Consider the following 18,843-nt stretch of genomic DNA (forward strand, 5'->3'; position numbering starts at 1 on the left):
CAAAGCAGTTTACAGTCTCTGGACAACCGGTCTCTGCGGACCCTTGGGAGATGATACGCTGGGCGCAGTCTATCAGTAACCGGGCCCACTTTTGGATTCTGCCTTAGTCTCTTCAGGCATCACCACACGTTAAAGAAACATCGACCTTATGAAGCCAGCGATCATTCGAGCCGAGCGCGTGGAAAAGTACTACGCGCAGCCCAGCGAGAACCGAATTCAGGTAATTTCGCCCACCGATCTGTCCATTGCAGAAGGCGAAATCGTCGCGCTTCTCGGCCCATCCGGCTCGGGCAAATCTACTCTTCTGCGCATGCTCACCGGTCTTTCGGTTCCCTCCGCAGGAAAGGTCTTCTGGCACGAAAAGCCCATCGCTGAGACAGAGATCAATGTCTCCATCGTGTTTCAGAACTTTGCTCTCTTTCCCTGGCTCACTGTTCTTGAGAACGTGGAAGCTCCGCTGAAGGCACGTGGCCTGGATCCGATCGAACGTCGCCGACGCTCCAAGCACATGCTCGACGCCGTCGGTCTCGATGGATTTCAAGCTGCATATCCAAAGGAACTTTCCGGTGGCATGCGCCAGCGTGTGGGCTTTGCCCGCGCCCTGGTCGTAGAGCCGGAAGTACTCTTCATGGACGAACCCTTCTCCGCTCTTGACGTGCTCACTGCGGAGAATCTGCGCTCGGAGCTTCTCGAACTCTGGCACAAGAAGACGATCCCCACGAAGTCCATCTTCCTCGTCACGCACAACATCGAAGAGGCCGTGCAGCTCGCAGACCGCATCATCGTCCTTGGCCGCAATCCTGGTCATGTCCGCACAGACTTCCGAGTCAATCTGCAGCATCCTCGCGATCGCAAGGCCCACGCCTTCCTCGACCTGGTCGATTACATCTACAAGGTACTCACACAGCCTGAGACGCAGCCGCCCGCCCTTCCGCGCACAGCCGACGGCAAACGCGTGCGCGATCAGCGCCTTATGAGCTACCAGATGTTGCCGCACGCACGTCCCGGCGGCATCGCTGGTTTGCTGGAACTTCTGCTCGACCATAATGGCAAGGACGACATCTATCGTCTCGCCGACGATCTGGCCTTCGAGATCGACGATCTGCTGCCGATTGTCGACGCCGCGTCTCTCCTCGGCTTCCTCACCGTCAACGAAGGCGACGCAGCCCTTACCCCGATCGGCATTGAATACGCCAACGCCGAAATCCTTCGTCAGAAAGACATCTTCCGCGAAGTCGCCGTCGAAAACGTACTTCTCCTTCGTCAGATTGTCCGCGCGATCGACGCCAAGAGCGACCATACTGTTCCCGAGGAGTTCTTCCACGACATGCTCGATGAGCAGTTCAGCGAAGAGGAGACCCAACGCCAGCTCGAAACCGCCATCAATTGGGGTCGCTTCGCTGAGCTCTTCGACTTCGACGCCTCACGTCGCCGCTTTACCCATCCCGAAGCCCTGCAGATGCCGCCGGATGAAGATGAGGTCGTTGCATGATTCAGCTGCCGGGTAACTTCAGCTACATGCGCACGCGCGAAACGCTTGCACGCGCTCATGTGCTGCGACGCACCTGGCCCGTCATGCTGGATCTGCTCGTCGCCGCCATCGGACTCGCCTGCTTTTACGGTGTCGTGCGTATCGCCACGATGTGGATGGCCCACGCCCAGCCAGACGTCATCATCTCTCTGGCTCCAAGCGCTCTTCCTCGCTATGCCTTTTTCTCCATGGTGCGGATGGCGCTCGCCTACTTCCTTTCGCTGGCCTTCGCCATCGGATACGGCTACGTAGCCGCGTATAGTCGCCGTTTGGAAGCCTTGATGATTGCGGGGCTTGATATTCTGCAGTCCATCCCCGTCCTCAGTTTTCTTCCTGGTGTCATGCTTGCCATGGTGGCGCTCTTTCCTTCGCGCCAGATCGGCGTCGAGCTCGGTGCGATCATCCTCATCTTCACCGGGCAGGCGTGGAATATCGCCTTCAGCTTTTATGCCTCCCTCAAGAGCATTCCCAAGGAGCTGGACGAAGCCGCGACGCTCTACGGCTTTTCGCGCTGGCAGCGCCTGTGGCAGCTCGAACTTCCCTATGCTGCCATAGGCCTTATCTGGAACTCGATGGTCTCCGTCGCCGGTGGATGGTTCTTTCTGATGGCCTGCGAGATGTTTGTCCTCGGCCCGCGTGACTTCCGTCTTCCCGGACTCGGGAGCTACCTGCAAACCGCGGCCAGCCGCGGCAACTTCCCCGCCATGCTCTGGGGTATCGCAACGATGATCGGCATCGTGGTGCTTACCGATCAACTCGTTTGGCGGCCACTGATCGCATGGAGCGACCGCTTCAAGTTCGAACAGGTGGAGAGCAAATCCCACGTGCGCTCTCCCCTTCTGCACGCGCTGCAGCACTCGACCGCGTTTCGCTCCGTCAGCAAAAAAATCATTCGCCCACTCAACGAAAAGATCTACCGTCACTTCGCCGCGACGCGCACCACGCACATCGAATACGACGCCGTGAAGCGAGGCGCACCCTCCCGTGTTCTTCGTGCCATCGTCTTCATAGCCTTGCTCTGCGGCGTAGGCTACAGCGCGGTACATGCCATTGACCTGCTGCGTTCCGTCGAGTTGCAGCAGTTCCTCACCATACTGCGCGGAGCAGCAGCGACTTTCCTTCGTGTCAATATTGCGCTTGTACTGGCTTCTCTTTGGACTATCCCCGTCGGTGTCGCCATCGGCTTCAATCCGCGACTCGCACGCATCGCACAACCCGTCGCACAGATCGCCGCCTCCGTTCCGGCCACAGCGCTCTTTCCTATCCTTCTTCTTGCCCTCGTCCGCTTTCGGGGAGGCATGGGTCTCGCGGCGATCCTGCTGATGTTGCTAGGAACACAGTGGTACATCCTCTTCAACGTGATCGCAGGGGCGATGGCCATTCCCACAGACCTTCTGGAAGTCGCCACCCTCTTCCGCTTCAGCCGCATCCAGAAATGGAAGACTGTCATCCTACCCGGCATCTTCCCTTACCTGATCACAGGCCTTCTGACCGCATCAGGCGGTGCATGGAATGCGAGCATCGTCGCGGAGTACTTCCGCCTCCATGACCAGACGCTGAAGACCTTCGGTCTGGGAGAGCAGATCTCCTCCGCTACCGACAGCGGCCAATTTCAGCTTCTCCTGCTCGCCACCATCGTCATGGCGCTCATGGTCGTTACCATGAACCGCCTTGTCTGGCGACCGCTCTTCCGTCTCTCAGAGACTAAGTACAAACTCAGCGCTTAGCTTTCGTCGCCCTAAGATTTGGGCTTGCGAAACGCATAGACCACAGCCAATACCGGCGGAGCCAACAGCGCCCCCCACGGCGGCAACAAAATTCCACCCACAATCGGTCCCAACAACGCGGCCCACCACGGCACACGCGTCGTCCGCTTCAGAAGCATCGGTTGAATCACAAGCCCATCTACAATCACGATGAACGCATACAGCCCAAGCACCCACCAGAGCTTGTCGAAGTCGGTATCGCTTGAGGCAAAGGCCGCAGAAATCGCTGGTCCGCACACCGAAAGCGAAGTTCCAATCCCCGGGACGAACTGGCAGAACGCGGCAATCATCGCCCACATCGGCGCCAGCGGTACATGAATCAGCAACAACCCGACCAGCCACATCGCACCAACGATCAGCGCGTCCAGCGTCGTCGCTCTCCACCAACCCAGCAGTGCAGCTCCTGCGCGCCGTGCGGGATGAACCTCTCCGCTGGATCCGATCAAATGGTCCTCCTGCATCGTCGCCTCCCAATAAAACGCCTACCCCATGAGATGCATCACACGTGAGGTACCGAAACTTCAAAGGATACAGAAACCATGGCAGTGATGATGCAGGCGTTCTACTGGGATGCTCCCCAAAAGGAAAACAAGCGCGGCGAGTGGTGGAATTACCTCAACTCCAAAATCCCCGAACTGTCAGCCGCAGGCATCGACACCATGTGGCTTCCCCCGATCTCTAAAGCCGCCAGTCCCGACTCCCCTGGATACGATCCCTACGATTACTTCGACCTCGGCGACTTCGACCAGAAGGGCGCGATCAAGACCCTTTATGGCAACTCAGCCGAACTAAAACAGCTCCTTGCCAGCATGCGTGAAAAGCATATCGGCGCGATTGCCGACATGGTCATCAACCACAACTCCGGTGCGGATGAAGAAGAGGTCAATCCTCTCGATGGACAGAAGCGTTGGACCAAGTTCAATCCCAAGAGTGGCCGTTTCCCTCGTGACTGGAACTGTTTCCACCCGTCCCGCTACGAAGAAGCCATCATCGAAGGCGAAGAGTTTGCCGGGTTTCCTCACCTCTGCCACCGCAATCCATCGGTCTACAAACACATGTTTGATTACGCCCGCATGATCATCGAAGAACTTGGCTTTGACGGCTTCCGCTTCGACTTCGTGAAGGGCTTCGGCGCATGGATGATCGGCATTCTCGCCAAGTATAAGTACGAACGTAACGGCGAGGAGGTTCGTCCCTTTGTTGTCGGCGAATATTGGTCCGGCCCCGAAGACATCGACAACTGGCTCGAACGTGTACGCGCCGTCACCGAGGGCCAAATCGCCGCCTTTGACTTTCCCCTTCGTTACAAGCTGAAGGACATGTGTGATACCCCCAACTACGATCTCCGCAACCTCACAGACGATGGTTCCGTCGTCTCCAAGCGCCCGTTCAATGCCGTAACCTTTGTCGAAAACCACGACATGGGTGGCAATGAGATCGTGAATGACAAGATTCTGGCGTACTCTTTCATTCTCGTGAACGAGGGCTACCCCTGCATCTTCTGGTACGACTATTACAATCTCGAACTTGCCCGCCCGCTTACACCCAACGGCATCGACGCGCTCATTGACGCCCACCATCGCTACGCCGGTGGAGAAGCCTGCATCCTCCACGCAGATCCAGATCTCTACATCATGCAGCGCGGCGGCACAGAAGGTCAGCCCGGCCTCATCTACGTTCTGAACAACCTCGGCGACCAGTGGTCAGGTACGTCGATCAAAACCAAGTGGCATAACCAGAAGTTCAAGCCGCTCGCTTGGTCTGGCCACGACGAAGCGCATCCTGACGAACGCACCACCAACGAAAACGGAGAGGCTGAGTTCCCTGCTCCACCGCGTGGCTACTGCATCTACGTCCCCATCTTCGAATAGCAAATACTTCTCTGGTACCCCATTCTTTCGCAGCTTCATCGCGAAAGAATGGGGCACGTAGGGCGCACAAACATGATCACTGTAGAAACCCAAAGCTTTGTCATAGCGTAGCGAAGGGAGATCTGGTTCTCGCTACCCCTCACTTCCCCACCTCAGCCAACACCGGCTCTGCCAGCTCCACCCTATTGCGGCCATTCTCCTTGGCCCGATAAAGCGCCCGGTCCGATGCCTCGATCAGCATCTTTGAAAACAACCCCGGCCCAGGCACCATCGCGGCACAGCCGATCGAAACGGTCACCTTTCGTTTCAAAAGGCTGCCCTCCTGTTCATACAAGGCTTCCACTCCGGCGCGGATAGCTTCCGCGATCACCGCCGCGCTCGCCAAAGTATTAATCGGTAAAAGAAAGATGAACTCTTCGCCTCCGTATCGGGCAAGCACGTCGGTGGAACGGCGCTTCATCGGAAGCGTGACCTCCGCGATGGCGGTCAGGCAATCATCCCCAGCGAGATGGCCAAAGGAATCGTTGTATAACTTGAAATCGTCAGTATCGATCATCAGCATGGCAACGGAACTGCCCATACGATAGGCACGCGCCCACTCCACCTCGAGAAATTCTTCAAATCGTCTTCGATTGGTCAACCCTGTCAACGGATCGGTCGTAGCGAGATACTCCATCTGTTCGTAGGCCGCCTTCAGCTTGTCCTGAAAGCTTTTGCGCTCAAGCTGAATGACGGAGATGGAAAAGATGGCAAGCATGCTCAGTGTCAGAAACGACTGCAGAAGAATGATGCGTGAAGACAGGACAGCTCCTCCTCCAAGAACGAAGGGACCATGGCCAGACATAGTAGCGACTGTGGCAATCACTGAGATGACGTTGACTGCGATCACCGCGGCGCTAAAGCCGAGACGCAAAGTCACCAGGAGCGTGACCGATGCCAGGACAAACGACAGGGCGAAGGACGATTGATCAAAAACCGCAATCGCGATCACCGCCACAAGGACCAAAAGCAGGATCGTTCTAGAAAGGGTGCGCAGCCTCGCGACGGAACGAAGTTGGATCGAGCAAAGAACCAACACTAGCGGTGTGAATAAGGCATACCCGAGCATGTCAGCAATCCCACGGCGCTCCATGACCGTCCAAAAGCTAAATCCCTGAAGTAGAAAGTGGCGATACGCTCCCAGGATCGAACCGGAGACCAGAGGCGCCAGGAATAGAGAAAATATTACGAAACGGGAGACCAGATGCGGCTTCTGCAACCAGTCATCCAGCTTTTCGAAACGCGGCAACGTCCACGCACCCAGAAGTGGTCCTACCGCGTTCGCGGTCATATTCGCGAAATCTGTCAGCAGAGGGTAGCCATGCACCAGCTGCCCAATTCAGGAACCAAACAGGACTCCGACGATGATCCGTGGCCATTTCGAGCGACCCGTCTGCAAGAGTACAGCGAGTGCGAAGCCATTCGTCGGCCACCACACGGCCTGACCTCCATTGAAGAAACCGAAATGCCGTATCAGCTCTTCCAGAAGGGCCACGAAACAGACGATTCCCAGAAACTCTCCGGTAATCCGGAGAGCCTTTCTGGAGGTGACCTGCCCGAAACTCAATTGTTGATAGCCCAAGGTCTTCCTCAGTTCTCATACGTCAGGCAGGCAGTAGGATGCTGTATCCAACTTCTGCTCAGAACCGAGAGTCTGACAGTATCAATAAAAGGGCGTACCTCACAATAGCTTGTGAGGGTAAGATGGCCTTCGCTATAGCCAGATCGTGCGAGAGATCTTCACCGTAATCCAAAGGGTATTTGGTACGGCGAACAAGTTACTCAGCGCGGAGTGCTTCTACCGGGTTTACGGAGGCAGCGCGCCGTGCTGGCAAATAGCTTGCCACCATGGCGGAAACTCCGAGCGCAACCGCTACCGCAAGCAGCGTCGCAACATCCCACGCCTGCACACCGAACAACAGCTTTCGCATCAATCTCGCCACAGCAATGGAAGACGCCAGGCCACCCGCGATCCCAATGACAGTCAGCATGCCCGCTTCGCCCAGGATCATTCGATAGACAGACCCGCGCGGCGCGCCTAGGGCAATGCGCACACCGATCTCCCGCGTCCTCTGACTTACGGAATACGCAATCACTCCGTACAGCCCCACCACTCCCATCAGCAGAGCGAGCGAGGCAAACGCTCCCACCATCCACGCTGATGACCGGTGTAGGTAGGCCGTTTGAGAATCTCCGATACGCTGGGACATCGTGGTTCCATTGATCACGGCAAGGTTTGGGTCAATCTCACGAATGGCCGCCACCATCTCCGGAAGCAACGCGCTGGGATCCTGCGCCGTCCTCGCCACCAAGCTGAAGTCTGTGTCTGGTTCCTGTTTGAACGGAATGTAGATCGCCGGGCGGATCTCCTGCTCCAGCGTTCCCTCGCGAATGTCGTCCACTACACCGACGATCTTCCTCATCGACTTCGGAGCGAGGTCCGTATTCCCGATCATCTTGTCGATGGGGTCTTCACCGGGAAAGAACTGCTTCGCCAGCGTCTGGTTGATCACCATCACCTGCGGCTTTGACGCATCATCTGTCTCCGTGAAAAATCGTCCACGCATCAGCCTCGCCTGGATCGTCTTGAAGTACTCCGTCGTCACTCCTCTCTCCGGGGCATCATTGTGCTCTCCATGAAACGGATGGCCTAGCACACGAAACCAGGTTGTATTGCAGTTGCAGCTCACTGGCAGAAGATTGGTATGGCCCACTGAGATCACACCCGGCAGTCTCGCAATTCTCCCCACCACACGATCGGACAATGTAATCATCTGCTCGTCTTTTCCATAATTCGCATTGGGAGCCGCAACCGAAAGTGTTGCGAGGTGGTCAGGCTGAAAGTTCATCTCCACATGCAAAAGCCTGTAAAAACTCTTGCTGAGCAGCCCAGCCCCTACTAACAGCACCACAGCAATGGCCAGTTCTACAGCGACAAGATTCGATCCAAACCGCTTCCACATTGTGCCCGCTGCGCCGCGTCCGCCTTCGCCAAGGTCTCCTCGCAAATCACTCAAAGACAACCGTATCAATGGTGTCACCGAAAAAATCGTCGCTGCGATGACCGCAATCAGCGCGGCAAACATCAGTACATGCGGGCCGATGCCCGCTCCTTGCAGGTAAGGCATTCCGCCTAGCATCTCGGCAGGAATTAGCTTCAACAGCAATCTTGAAAGGCCGTAGGCGCTCACCACACCGAGCGTCATCGACGCCGTCACAAGCACCAATCCCTCCGTAACGAATTGCCGCACCAGCCTCCCCGGGGAGGCACCCAGCGCTCCACGAACGGCCATCTCTCGCCTGCGATTTTCCGCTCGTACCAGCAGCAAGCTCGCAACATTCACGCACGCGATCAGCAGCAGCAGCCCCGCTCCACCCAGCAGCACCAGCAGGATGGGGCGCACATCTCCCACGATCGCGTCGCTCAATGCGATCACCGCCGCGCCTTGCCCGAGGTTGGAGTCTGGATACTGCCGCTCCAGCTGCCCCGCAATCGTCTGCATCTCCGCCAGCGCCGTCGCTACGGAAACACCCTCTTTCAATCGGCCCGCAGCAAACAGGTTGTGGCACGATCTCCGTTTCTCACATCCCGTGGGATGATGCAGCGGAGTCCAGAAACTCGCATTGCCACGCGGAGCAAAGTGAAACTCCCGCGGCAGTACACCGATCACGCTATAGGCCGTATCATCCAGCGTTACCGTCTGACCCAGGACCTCGCGCCTCCCGCCGAATCTCCTCTGCCACGTGTCATAACTCAGCAATACCGTGCGCGAAGCAGCGGGTGTGTCATCAGCCTCCGTAAAGTCACGCCCTAACGCGGGACTTACTCCAAGCGTGTGGAAGAACCCACTGGCCACGCGCGCGCCTTGCATCGATTCCACTCCCGTCGAACTCTTCCATAAATAACGACTGTAGGCCCAGGCATCCAGCGCGCTGAAGACCTTGTTCTGTTTTTTGAAATCCAGATAATCCGGATAAGAAATATTGCACAACGGACAAAAGCTCGCCTTCTCATACACAGCTACGAGTCGCGAAGAGTCTTTGTAAGGCAATGGCTTCATCAGGGCTGCATCCACGAACGAGAAGATCGTTACGCTCGCCGCCACGCCCAGCGTCAGCACCCCTATCGCCGTACACGCAAATCCGGGGCTCCGCCGCAACTGCCGCAGGGCGAAACGAAGATCGTGCAGCACACTTTCCATACGGAACCCCATCACCTCGTGGCTCTGTTCCCTCAATCGTGTTTCGTTCCCAAAAACCCGTTTCGCGGCATAGTGCGCTTCTCCGGAACCCGCACCATGCCCAACCAGATCTTCCTCTGCCATCTCGCGATGGAACGCCATCTCTTCTTCCAGGTCACGATGAAACTTGTCGCGACGTACGAAGACCAAAACCTTCTTGAAGAACTGCGAGATCTTTCCCATCACTTCCTCCATACGTCTTTACTCAAACCGAAGAGCCACCATCGGATCGACCTTGCTTGCGCGACGCGCTGGCAACCAGGCCGCAAACAACGTCATTCCGCCCACTACGGCAATCGCAACCGCAAACGTCGCTCGATCCACCGGCCCTACACCGAAGAGTTGTTGTCTCACAAACGAGCTTGCAGCGAAGGCCAGTGGCATTCCCAGACAGACACCCAGCGCAAGCAGAAGCAGAGCTTCGCGCAGAATCATCCACCGCACCACCGGCGTCTGCGCGCCCAGCGCCAGACGAATCCCGATCTCGTTCGTCCTCCGCACAACGTTGTAGCTCATCACGCCATACAACCCGATCGCGGCGAGCAACAGCGCAAGCAACGAAAACACTCCGGTCAACGTCGAGATCAATTCATCATGCGTAATCAATCCGGAGATCTGCCCCTCCATCGTCGTCACCCTGAGCAGAGGCAGGTTCGGATCCACCGCCGACACAGCGGCGCGAAGGTCCGCAATCGTCTTCGCAGGATCACCTGTCGTCCGGACCAAAAGCGTGTTGGCAAATCGATTCTGGTTCGGCTCCGGGGGTGTATCCGCCCGAGCACCAGGATCAGCCGGGATAGTTGGCTCGATCTGCTCCAGAGGGATATATGTCATGCGGATCGCATCCACAGTGCGTGGGTGTCTGGATCGTGTATCTCGTACCACTCCGACGATCTGCCACGGCCCTTTCTCCGAACCCATATCGATCCCGAGCGATCGGCCTATCGCATCGCCCTTAGGGAAAAATCGCTTGGCAAGCGCCTCGTTCACTACCGCGACTTTCATACTCGTGGCGGAGTCTTCTGATGTAATGCCGCGTCCAGCCACTACTGCGATTCCAGCCGTCTCAAAGTATCTTCCAGACACCCGATTCAAAACTGAACCCATATTCTCCTTCGGCGCTGGAGAATAGCCGGAAATCGTAATGGAAGAACTCCACTCGCTCCGGCTGATCGGAGGCGTTGCAGCAAGCGCAGCGGACCGCACACCCGGAAGCGCACTCACACGCTCCAGCAACCGCTGATGCAGAGCCGACGTTTGACTCGGCTGATACCCGGCAAGCTTGGCATTGAAATCAGCCACAAGCAGATGGTCTCGCTCAAATCCATAATCCTGGTGTTGCAGATTCCTCAAAGTGCGTAGAAATAAGCCAGCGCCCACCAGCAGCACGAGAGACAACATCACCTGCACAGTCACCAGTACCCTGGGCCACAGACGCGCGGAACGTCCTTCGCTTCCCTGCGCCGTTCGTGTATTGCTGTTCAGCGCGCTACTCGTGCCACCGCGTGCCGACGCAAGTGCTGGCGCAAGTCCAAAGAGCAGAGCCGTCACAATCGAAACGGCAAACGTAAAGAACAGCACCGGAGCATCCGGAACAGGACTCAGCACCAGCGTCGTCTCACCTCGCCCGACAAACGCAATCAAAGACCGCGTGATGGCAAAGGCGAGACCAATGCCCAAAGCTCCTCCAGCGAATGAGAGCAGAAGCGTCTCAATCAGGCTCTGCCGCACAATGCGCCCACGGCTGGACCCCAGGGCAAGTCGCGTGGCGATCTCGCGCTGTCGGGCTGCGCCACGCGCCAACAAGAAGTTGGCTAGATTCGCGCACGCGATTAACAACACCAGCCCAACCACAGCCATCAGGATCTGAAGCGACTGACCATACTCGCTGCGAACGGAAGAGACACCGTGCATTGCGGTCAGCAACGGGACCGATTCGTGATTGATCTCCTGCTCCCGTTCCGTAGTCAGCTTCGTCCCTTCACTCGTCCGCACTGCCGCGTGGATCTGCTGGTCCAGCCACAGTTGGCTTTGTGCAAGCGCACCTTTATCCCTTGCAGCTTGCGCACTCAACCGTCCGAACACATGCAAAAAGTAGAGACCAGACTGTAGCGTCAGCAAAGAAGGTTCCCGCAAAACCACGGGTTGCATCGTGACCGGAATCCAGAAGGCCGTCGGTTCCAGCTCCAACTTGATTCCTTGAAACGACTTCGGCATCACACCGATCACGGTCAGCGGAGTTCCATTCACGCGAAGTGACTTACCGATTACGTCCGTATCTCCAGAGAGCGAATCCTCCCAGAAGTGATAACTCAAAACGACCACCGCCCCACTTCCAGAAGTGGCTGCATCCGCAGACGTAATCGTGCGGCCCAGTAGTGGTCGCGCTCCGATTACATTGAAGTAATTCCCTGAGACGAGGTTTGTCGGGACCAGAAGCGCGGAAGAGTTTTCATCTAAGTGTCCATTCGCGCTCGACGGCCTCTGCACACTTACCTTGTCGGTGAAGCTTCTGAAAGAAGCGATCCCCTGAAAAGGTCCCGGATTCACTTCCAACTGCCGCGCGAAATACCACGGAAACAATCCAAACTGGCCTAGATCGATCCCACCCGCTACGCCCCCGTTCTCCGCATTGCCAAAGCTAACCAGCTGTTGCGGGTCGCGCACTGGAAGCCTCTGTAGGAGCAACTGATCGATCAGAGAAAAGATCGCTGTGTTCGCTCCAATCCCCAGCGCAAGTGAGATTACGGCTACAGCTGTGAACCCTGGACTCTTCGCAAGGGCACGAAGTCCGAAACGAACATCACGCAGAACGCTCTCCAGGCGAAATCCCATCACTTCATGGCTCTGCTCACGAAGCCGTGTCTCATTCCCAAAGCTTCGCTTCGCCGCATATCGCGCCTGACTTGGCGGAACACCACGGCCCACCATCTCTTCTTCCGCCAACTCGCGATGGAACGCCATCTCTTCTTCCAGCTCTCTGTGGAAGCGTTCACGCCCGATGAGAGTCCTTATCTTTTTGAAGAATCGCGAAAGTAGAGCCATCTCGCCTCCTAAGCGTCCTGCAACACTCGGCCAATCGCTGCGATCATCTGTTGAAATTGGGAAAGCTCAACGCCAAGCTGCTTCGCCCCCGTCGGCGTAAGCGTGTAGTAGCGTGCACGACGATTCGTCTCCGTCATCTTCCACTCAGCCTTCACCCATCCCTGCAGCAAAAGACGCTGCAGTGCGGGATAAAGCGATCCCTCTTCCACAGTCAGCACATCGTCGGTAATCCGCTTGATCGACAGCGCAATGCCGTAGCCGTGCATCGGCTCGCGGCTCAGCGTTTTGAGAATGAGCAGATGCAATGTTCCCGGCAATAATTCTTGTTTCTTCGCCATGCCCGCAACCATAGATAAACTATGGGTAGGATGTCAATGGAAAAGATGGGACGGCTTTGCCCCATTCTTTCGCGGCTTTTTGCGAAAGGGTGAGGTCGCGCGGAGCGCACAACCAATCTCAGAAGACTTCCAAATACATCTTCCGAAACACCGCGAACACGCTCCACAAACAAAACGGGACGAACTCATCTGAGTTCGTCCCGTTCCGTTATTCCTTCCATATAGAGCTGGAATTCAGCCCACGTTAGCGATGTCCTCCACCGCCGCCGTGCGATTGCCCACCACCGCCACCACCGTGAGATTGGCCGCCGCCTCCTCCACCGTGTTGCTGTCCTCCACCGCCGCCGCCATGGAACTGACCACCACCGCCGCCCTGAGGACGTCCGCCGCCACCGCCACCATGAAAGGCCTGAGCATTACCCCGGCCACCCTGCGAACCACCGAAGCCACCACGAGCAGCATGGCCGACGCCGTCCCGCATCTGGTTTCCACGGAATCCGTGAATGTCACCACCATGGTAATAACCCGCTGCTCCGCGACCAGGAAATCCGCCGCGATATCCAAAGCGCGGATCATAGCTGCGGTTCACATGGCCATAGAAGCCACGCGGTCCGCGAAACCAGGGGCCCGCTCCGAAAAAGATCCCATTGTTGAACCATTCCGGGCCATAGTAGCCATAGGGAGAGCATTGATAGGGCGCATAGTCGTAATACCCGTAAGGGCAAGCCGGCGCGATTCCACCACCACCAAGATTGATGCCCACGGAAACTTGCGCCTCACTCTTTGGCGCAGTCAGCAATGCCAGCATCACACCGGCAAAAAGTGTCAGAAGTACTTTGCTCAATCCACGATTCCACTTCATTTCACGTACCTCACAGTTGAGTAAGAGGTACATGAGGCGTTTTAGGTCGCCTGCGCCACGCCATAAAGACACATCGGTTTGAAAAGTAATCGATTTCTGTTGATCTGCTAACCTTAAGGTATGAAGTTTGGCGTATTAGTCTTCCCCGGTTCCAATTGCGATCACGACACCTTCAATGTCATCGAGAGTCTCCTTGAGCAGCCCGTGACCTTTCTCTGGCATGCCTCCGAAGATCTCCAGAATGTGGACGCTATCCTCGTCCCCGGGGGTTTCGCCTACGGCGACTACCTCCGCACCGGCGCACTTGCACGCTTTGCACCCATCATGGGCTCCGTAAAAAAATTCGCGGATGCTGGCGGCCCCGTCCTTGGTATCTGCAATGGCTTCCAGATTCTTTGCGAAAGCGGTCTGCTCCCCGGCGCTCTCATGCGCAACGCGGGGCAGCACTACATCTGCAAACAGGTCCACCTGCGCACTGAGACCAACAATTCCCTCTTTACGCATCCACTGAAAGAACACGAAGTGCTGCAGATGCCAATCGGTCACATGGAGGGCAACTACTTCTGTGACGAGGCCACGCTCGCTCAGCTCAAGAGTCAGGACCGCATCGCCTTCCGTTACAGCACACCCGCAGGTGAAATCATCGCACCAGCAAATCCGAATGGATCGCTCGAAAACATTGCAGGCATTCTCTCCGAAGGCCGCAACGTGCTTGGCATGATGCCCCATCCCGATCGCTCCAGCGAGTCGATCCTTGGCTCCGCCGACGGTCTTAAACTCTTCCAGGCGCTGCTCTCTTCCAGCGTTCTCCGGTAGGTTCAATGGTCGATATTCACCATCATCTACTGCCTGGGGTCGATGACGGACCAGTCGACATCGAACTCTCCGTCGCCATGGTGGAGATGGCAGTAGAAGATGGTGTCACCCACATCGTCGCCACCCCTCACGCGAACAATGCCTACGAATACCATCGTCCCTCGCACGAACTTCTGCTTCAGCAGGTTCGCGAAGCTCTACCAGATCGCGTGCGAGAAAAAATCACGCTTGGCCTCGGCTCCGACTTTCATCTCCTCTTTGAAAACATCGAAGAGGCCAAGGCAGACCCGGCAAAGTTTTCCATCAACGGCAAGGGTTACCTCATGCTCGAACTGCCGGATCACGGGATTCCTCGCAACCTTGAAGAGGTCCTCTACAGCCTCCGTGTTGCCGGACTGACTCCCGTGCTCACACACCCGGAGCGCAACGCGACGCTGCAAAGCAGCCTGGAGCCACTGAAGAGCTGGCTGCAGGGCGGTCTGCTTCTGCAGGTCACGGCAAACTCCGTCACAGGCGACTTCGGCAAAGTCGCGCATCGTATCTCTAATCTTCTGCTGGATAACAATTGGGTTCATTTCGTCGCCAGCGATGCACACAGCGTCGGACGTCGTAATCCGCGTCTCAGCCCCGCCTACGCCACCGTTGCAAAGCGCCGGGGAGAAGAGACTGCCCGCCGTCTCTTCCTCGAGAATCCGCTCGCCGCATTCGAAGGCCAGCCTCTAGGTGAACAGCCGGAGGCCCTGCATCTTCATGAAGACCTCGAGCCAAAATCCTGGTGGAGGCGGATCTTCGGCAGCGACTCTTAGAGCCCTAAACCACCGTCCACTGCCAGCAACTGCCCCGTGATGAAGTGCGGCCCCGTGGCAAAAAACAGCAACGCTTCCACCACATCCTCTGCCGTACCGTTCCTCTGCATCGGCGTCTTGTCTGCGAAACGCTGATAGGCGGGATCTGGAGCATCGCCCTTCACAATCATCCCCGGAGCGATGCAGTTCACACTGATCTCCGGAGCCCACGCCTTCGCCATCGTCTGGCTCAACATGTGGAGCGCCGCCTTGCTAGTGCAGTAATGCGCATGCGTCGCCCACGGATGAATCCCTCCAAGGGAGCCGATATTCACGATGCGCCCGTGCGAAGCCTTCAGGTATGGATAAGCTGCTTTCGCAACCAGGAACGGAGCACGTGTATTGGTCTCGAAGACCGCATCCCACTGCTCTGTCGTGATCTCTTCCAGAGCCGAGGTCTCGAACATCCCGGCGTTATTTACGAGCAGGTCGAGCCCACCCAGATCGGTCGCGATCTCCTCCACCGCAGCGGAGACTGCCTCAGGATCGCGCAGATCGCAACGCACCCCAACATTCACCGCACCCGCATCGGCAAGCTCGGCCAGCGTGCGGTCTGCGTCTTCAGGAGAGCTTCGATACGTGATGCCTACCGAGTAACCCGCATACGCCAGGGCCACCGCGAACGTGCGCCCCAGACCCCGAGCGCCTCCCGTGACCAGGGCGCGCTTCCCTGCAAACGATTCCAGGGCCATGCGTCCTACTGCTTCGGCGCAGGAGGCGTCGCGCTGTCGTCTGCAGACTTGCTCGGAAGCTGAATCACCGGATCGGTCGGTGCCAGAACCTTGGGAGCCGTCGCATTGGGATGCTTTACAGGCTCCTGAACGCCCGCAGCGCGATTTTCTCCGCTTCCGTCTGTCTCGTAGGTCGAAACCTGCGCCTTGGGACGCAGCATACGGACGGTCACGTTACGCGTCGTCGATGCCACGTCAAACTGTCCGCCATGCGTAGAAAATCCGGTCGCGATGACCTGAATCCCCACCACCGAACCCGTCGGGATGATGTCGATGGAAGCCTTGCCATCCGGCCCGGTCTTCAGCTCCATGCTGCCGATTTCGCGCCCATCTTTGGACGGACGCAGGATCACCGCAGCATTCGGAATCGGCTTTCCGGAGGCATCGCGCAACACTGTAACTTCAATATGAGAGGTCTCCGGCGGCGCCTTGTACTTTCTTCCACGGTTCTTCGTATCGTCCTGCGAAGACATGGCCAACGTGAAAAAAACGAGCGAAAGTGACGCAAAAAAAACCCTGAATCTGTGCGAAAGCATGTCAAAAGTCTACTCTTTCAGACCCCTCAGGCGCTAGACGACAAACCTGAGCCAAATTCACTCAGATTTCACCTGGGAGCCTTGACACGCTTCCGGCTGTGGTCTAACTTAGCAATCGGAAGGCAGGAGTGCTAACTCTCGCCCCAAACGATCTACCAAGGAGAACCAAAGCAATGGCATCCACATTTACACCGCTGCACGACCGCATCCTGGTCCGTCGCGTCGAAGAGGGCGAGACGCTGCGTGGCGGCATCATCATCCCCGACTCCGCTAAAGAGAAGCCCCAGCAGGGCACTGTAATCTCCGTCGGCAAGGGCAAGTCCAACGACGAAGGCAAGACCTTCCCCCTCGATGTCAAGGCGGGCGATACCATCCTCTTCGGCAAATACTCCGGCACCGAGATCAAGCTTGACGGCGAAGAACTCCTCATCATGCGCGAGGAAGAAGTCCTCGGAATCCTCAAGGCTTAATTTCGCCACCTGCACCACATTCAGATTTCGCTCTCACGATAGAGCAATGGAGATAGCATCATGGCAAAAACTATTCTGCACGGCGAAGACTCTCGCCAGGCAATTCTGCGCGGCGTCAACAAGCTCGCCGACGCCGTAAAGGTGACTCTCGGACCCAAGGGCCGCAACGTCGTCATCGAGAAGAAGTTCGGTTCTCCGACGATCACCAAGGACGGCGTAACTGTCGCCAAGGAAGTAGAACTCGCGGATCCTCTCGAAAACATGGGCGCACAGATGGTCAAGGAAGTCGCTTCCAAGACCTCTGACGTTGCTGGCGACGGTACCACCACCGCCACCGTACTCGCACAGGCCATCTTCCGCGAGGGCGTGAAGACCGTTGCAGCGGGTGCAAACCCAATGCAGCTCAAGCGCGGCATCGACAAGGCTGTAGAAGCCATCATCGGCAAGCGCGATGAGAACGGCATCGTCACCGGCGGCGCTCTCTCCAAGTTCTCCAAGCCCGTCTCCGGCGATATGATCGCCCAGGTCGGAACCATCTCGGCAAACTCGGACGCGCAGATCGGCACCATCATCGCGGAAGCGATGAAGAAGGTCGGCAAGGACGGCGTCATCACCGTGGAAGAAGCAAAGACCATGGAGACGCAGCTCGACGTCGTCGAAGGCATGCAGTTCGATCGCGGCTACCTCTCGCCCTACTTCGTCACCGATGCAGAGCGTATGGAAGCAGCCCTCGAAGATCCCTACATCCTCATTTACGAGAAGAAGATCTCGTCCATGAAGGACCTGCTTCCCTTGCTCGAGCAGATCGCTCGCACCGGCAAGCCCCTCGTGATCATTGCTGAAGATGTCGATGGCGAAGCTCTCGCCACCCTCGTCGTCAACAAGCTGCGCGGCACGCTGAACGTAGCGGCAGTCAAGGCTCCTGGCTTTGGCGACCGTCGCAAGGCAATGCTCGGCGATATCGCGATTCTCACCGGCGGCAAGGCCATCACCGAAGACCTCGGTATCAAGCTGGAGTCCGTCAAGATCGAGGACCTCGGCACCGCCAAGCGCGTCACCATCGACAAGGACAACACCACCATCATCGACGGTGCTGGTAAGGACTCCGAAATCGAAGGCCGCGTGCGCGAAATCCGTTCGCAGGTTGAGAAGACCTCGTCCGACTACGATCGTGAGAAGCTCCAGGAGCGTCTCGCCAAGCTCGTCGGCGGCGTTGCCGTCATCAAGGTCGGTGCAGCTACCGAAACCGAGATGAAGGAAAAGAAGGCTCGCGTCGAAGATGCCATGCACGCAACCCGTGCGGCTGTTGAAGAAGGTATCGTACCCGGAGGAGGCGTAGCCCTTATCCGCGCTGCTGCCGACGTCGACGCTCTCATCAAGACCCTCGAAGGCGACGAGAAGATCGGCGCCAGCATCATCCGCCGCGCTATCGAAGAGCCCCTTCGCATGATCGTGCACAACGCCGGAGAAGAAGGCGCTGTCGTGATCGGCAAGATCCTCGAGAGCAAGGACACGAACTTCGGCTACAACGCCGGCAGCGGCAAGTACGAAGACCTCGTAGCGGCCGGTGTCATCGATCCGACGAAGGTAACGCGCACTGCTCTGCAGAACGCGGCTTCCATCGCAGGCCTGATGCTCACCACCGAAGCCATGATCTCCGAGATCCCGGAGAAGGCCCCTGCAGGCGGCGGCGGTCACCAGCATGGTGGCGGCGGCATGGACGGCATGTACTAACTCCTCCGCGGAGGGCGA

General features: G+C 57.4%; 16 protein-coding genes. 7 read left to right on the plus strand and 9 right to left on the minus strand.

What is annotated here, in order from left to right; all coding sequences use genetic code 11:
- Positions 1 to 148: 148 nt before the first annotated feature.
- On the plus strand, positions 149 to 1,492 hold the full coding sequence (locus ACIPR4_RS10860; RefSeq protein WP_013568715.1) for an ABC transporter ATP-binding protein: 1,344 nt from the start codon (positions 149 to 151) through the stop codon (positions 1,490 to 1,492).
- Positions 1,489 to 3,258, plus strand: coding sequence for an ABC transporter permease (locus tag ACIPR4_RS10865; RefSeq protein ID WP_013568716.1), 1,770 nt, complete (start codon positions 1,489 to 1,491; stop codon positions 3,256 to 3,258). The genes ACIPR4_RS10860 and ACIPR4_RS10865 overlap by 4 nt, the downstream gene beginning before the upstream one ends.
- Positions 3,259 to 3,269: 11 nt before the next feature.
- On the opposite strand, the gene ACIPR4_RS10870 is transcribed toward ACIPR4_RS10865, so the two are convergent.
- Positions 3,270 to 3,758 (minus strand): AI-2E family transporter, encoded by a 489-nt coding sequence (locus ACIPR4_RS10870; protein WP_013568717.1) that lies wholly within the window; start codon positions 3,756 to 3,758, stop codon positions 3,270 to 3,272.
- Between the two features lie 78 nt (positions 3,759 to 3,836).
- On the opposite strand from ACIPR4_RS10870, the gene ACIPR4_RS10875 reads away from it, so the two are divergent.
- Positions 3,837 to 5,168 carry an alpha-amylase domain-containing protein gene (locus ACIPR4_RS10875; protein ID WP_013568718.1) on the plus strand — a complete coding sequence of 444 codons (1,332 nt, stop codon included), beginning with the start codon at positions 3,837 to 3,839 and terminating at the stop codon, positions 5,166 to 5,168.
- 139 nt (positions 5,169 to 5,307) lie between these two features.
- Here ACIPR4_RS10875 and ACIPR4_RS21620 read toward each other — a convergent pair whose 3' ends face one another.
- The 6 genes from ACIPR4_RS21620 to ACIPR4_RS22935 all read right to left on the minus strand — a co-directional run bounded on the left by ACIPR4_RS21620 (position 5,308) and on the right by ACIPR4_RS22935 (position 13,675).
- The gene (locus ACIPR4_RS21620; RefSeq protein ID WP_013568719.1) at positions 5,308 to 6,534 is read right to left on the minus strand and encodes a sensor domain-containing diguanylate cyclase; all 1,227 of its coding nucleotides are present in this window, start codon (positions 6,532 to 6,534) and stop codon (positions 5,308 to 5,310) included.
- Between the two features lie 12 nt (positions 6,535 to 6,546).
- Positions 6,547 to 6,789, minus strand: coding sequence for a hypothetical protein (locus tag ACIPR4_RS10885; RefSeq protein ID WP_013568720.1), 243 nt, complete (start codon positions 6,787 to 6,789; stop codon positions 6,547 to 6,549).
- A gap of 196 nt (positions 6,790 to 6,985) precedes the next feature.
- Complete coding sequence (locus ACIPR4_RS10890; RefSeq protein WP_013568721.1) at positions 6,986 to 9,631, minus strand: ABC transporter permease; 2,646 nt, start codon at positions 9,629 to 9,631, stop codon at positions 6,986 to 6,988.
- Between the two features lie 18 nt (positions 9,632 to 9,649).
- Positions 9,650 to 12,493, minus strand: a complete 2,844-nt coding sequence (locus ACIPR4_RS10895; RefSeq protein ID WP_013568722.1) for an ABC transporter permease — start codon at positions 12,491 to 12,493, stop codon at positions 9,650 to 9,652.
- Between the two features lie 8 nt (positions 12,494 to 12,501).
- Entirely contained in the window at positions 12,502 to 12,831 is a 330-nt protein-coding gene (locus tag ACIPR4_RS10900) for a PadR family transcriptional regulator (RefSeq protein ID WP_222829221.1), read from the minus strand.
- Between the two features lie 244 nt (positions 12,832 to 13,075).
- Positions 13,076 to 13,675 carry a hypothetical protein gene (locus ACIPR4_RS22935; RefSeq protein WP_245536307.1) on the minus strand — a complete coding sequence of 200 codons (600 nt, stop codon included), beginning with the start codon at positions 13,673 to 13,675 and terminating at the stop codon, positions 13,076 to 13,078.
- Between the two features lie 138 nt (positions 13,676 to 13,813).
- On the opposite strand from ACIPR4_RS22935, the gene purQ reads away from it, so the two are divergent.
- Together purQ and ACIPR4_RS10915 are read left to right on the plus strand one after the other, a co-directional pair.
- The gene (purQ, locus tag ACIPR4_RS10910; protein WP_013568725.1) at positions 13,814 to 14,509 is read left to right on the plus strand and encodes a phosphoribosylformylglycinamidine synthase subunit PurQ; all 696 of its coding nucleotides are present in this window, start codon (positions 13,814 to 13,816) and stop codon (positions 14,507 to 14,509) included.
- Positions 14,510 to 14,514: 5 nt separating this feature from the next.
- Positions 14,515 to 15,315, plus strand: a complete 801-nt coding sequence (locus tag ACIPR4_RS10915) for a tyrosine-protein phosphatase (protein ID WP_013568726.1) — start codon at positions 14,515 to 14,517, stop codon at positions 15,313 to 15,315.
- Here the strand turns inward: ACIPR4_RS10915 and ACIPR4_RS10920 are convergent.
- Complete coding sequence (locus ACIPR4_RS10920; RefSeq protein WP_013568727.1) at positions 15,312 to 16,046, minus strand: SDR family NAD(P)-dependent oxidoreductase; 735 nt, start codon at positions 16,044 to 16,046, stop codon at positions 15,312 to 15,314. The two genes, ACIPR4_RS10915 and ACIPR4_RS10920, sit on opposite strands and share 4 nt — an antisense overlap.
- Positions 16,047 to 16,051: 5 nt before the next feature.
- The gene (locus tag ACIPR4_RS10925) at positions 16,052 to 16,558 is read right to left on the minus strand and encodes a carboxypeptidase-like regulatory domain-containing protein (protein WP_187290160.1); all 507 of its coding nucleotides are present in this window, start codon (positions 16,556 to 16,558) and stop codon (positions 16,052 to 16,054) included.
- 236 nt (positions 16,559 to 16,794) lie between these two features.
- Here ACIPR4_RS10925 and ACIPR4_RS10930 point away from each other — a divergent pair, with 236 nt between their 5' ends.
- A complete protein-coding gene (locus ACIPR4_RS10930; protein ID WP_013568729.1) occupies positions 16,795 to 17,091 on the plus strand; it encodes a co-chaperone GroES in 297 nt (98 codons plus the stop codon).
- A gap of 60 nt (positions 17,092 to 17,151) precedes the next feature.
- Positions 17,152 to 18,825, plus strand: coding sequence for a chaperonin GroEL (gene groL / locus ACIPR4_RS10935; RefSeq protein WP_013568730.1), 1,674 nt, complete (start codon positions 17,152 to 17,154; stop codon positions 18,823 to 18,825).
- Positions 18,826 to 18,843: the final 18 nt, after the last annotated feature.

This window comes from Terriglobus saanensis SP1PR4, assembly GCF_000179915.2.
Taxonomy (GTDB): domain Bacteria; phylum Acidobacteriota; class Terriglobia; order Terriglobales; family Acidobacteriaceae; genus Terriglobus; species Terriglobus saanensis.

What these genes read in the sequence shown, in the direction of transcription:
- ACIPR4_RS10860 (WP_013568715.1), top strand. Translation starts at nt 149, where the DNA reads ATGAAGCCAGCGATCATTCGAGCCGAGCGCGTGGAAAAGTACTACGCG.
- ACIPR4_RS10865 (WP_013568716.1), top strand. Translation starts at nt 1,489, where the DNA reads ATGATTCAGCTGCCGGGTAACTTCAGCTACATGCGCACGCGCGAAACG.
- ACIPR4_RS10870 (WP_013568717.1), bottom strand. Translation starts at nt 3,758, where the DNA reads ATGCAGGAGGACCATTTGATCGGATCCAGCGGAGAGGTTCATCCCGCA.
- ACIPR4_RS10875 (WP_013568718.1), top strand. Translation starts at nt 3,837, where the DNA reads ATGGCAGTGATGATGCAGGCGTTCTACTGGGATGCTCCCCAAAAGGAA.
- ACIPR4_RS10890 (WP_013568721.1), bottom strand. Translation starts at nt 9,631, where the DNA reads ATGGGAAAGATCTCGCAGTTCTTCAAGAAGGTTTTGGTCTTCGTACGT.
- ACIPR4_RS10895 (WP_013568722.1), bottom strand. Translation starts at nt 12,493, where the DNA reads ATGGCTCTACTTTCGCGATTCTTCAAAAAGATAAGGACTCTCATCGGG.
- ACIPR4_RS10900 (WP_222829221.1), bottom strand. Translation starts at nt 12,831, where the DNA reads ATGGCGAAGAAACAAGAATTATTGCCGGGAACATTGCATCTGCTCATT.
- purQ (WP_013568725.1), top strand. Translation starts at nt 13,814, where the DNA reads ATGAAGTTTGGCGTATTAGTCTTCCCCGGTTCCAATTGCGATCACGAC.
- ACIPR4_RS10915 (WP_013568726.1), top strand. Translation starts at nt 14,515, where the DNA reads ATGGTCGATATTCACCATCATCTACTGCCTGGGGTCGATGACGGACCA.
- ACIPR4_RS10920 (WP_013568727.1), bottom strand. Translation starts at nt 16,046, where the DNA reads ATGGCCCTGGAATCGTTTGCAGGGAAGCGCGCCCTGGTCACGGGAGGC.
- ACIPR4_RS10925 (WP_187290160.1), bottom strand. Translation starts at nt 16,558, where the DNA reads ATGTCTTCGCAGGACGATACGAAGAACCGTGGAAGAAAGTACAAGGCG.
- ACIPR4_RS10930 (WP_013568729.1), top strand. Translation starts at nt 16,795, where the DNA reads ATGGCATCCACATTTACACCGCTGCACGACCGCATCCTGGTCCGTCGC.
- groL (WP_013568730.1), top strand. Translation starts at nt 17,152, where the DNA reads ATGGCAAAAACTATTCTGCACGGCGAAGACTCTCGCCAGGCAATTCTG.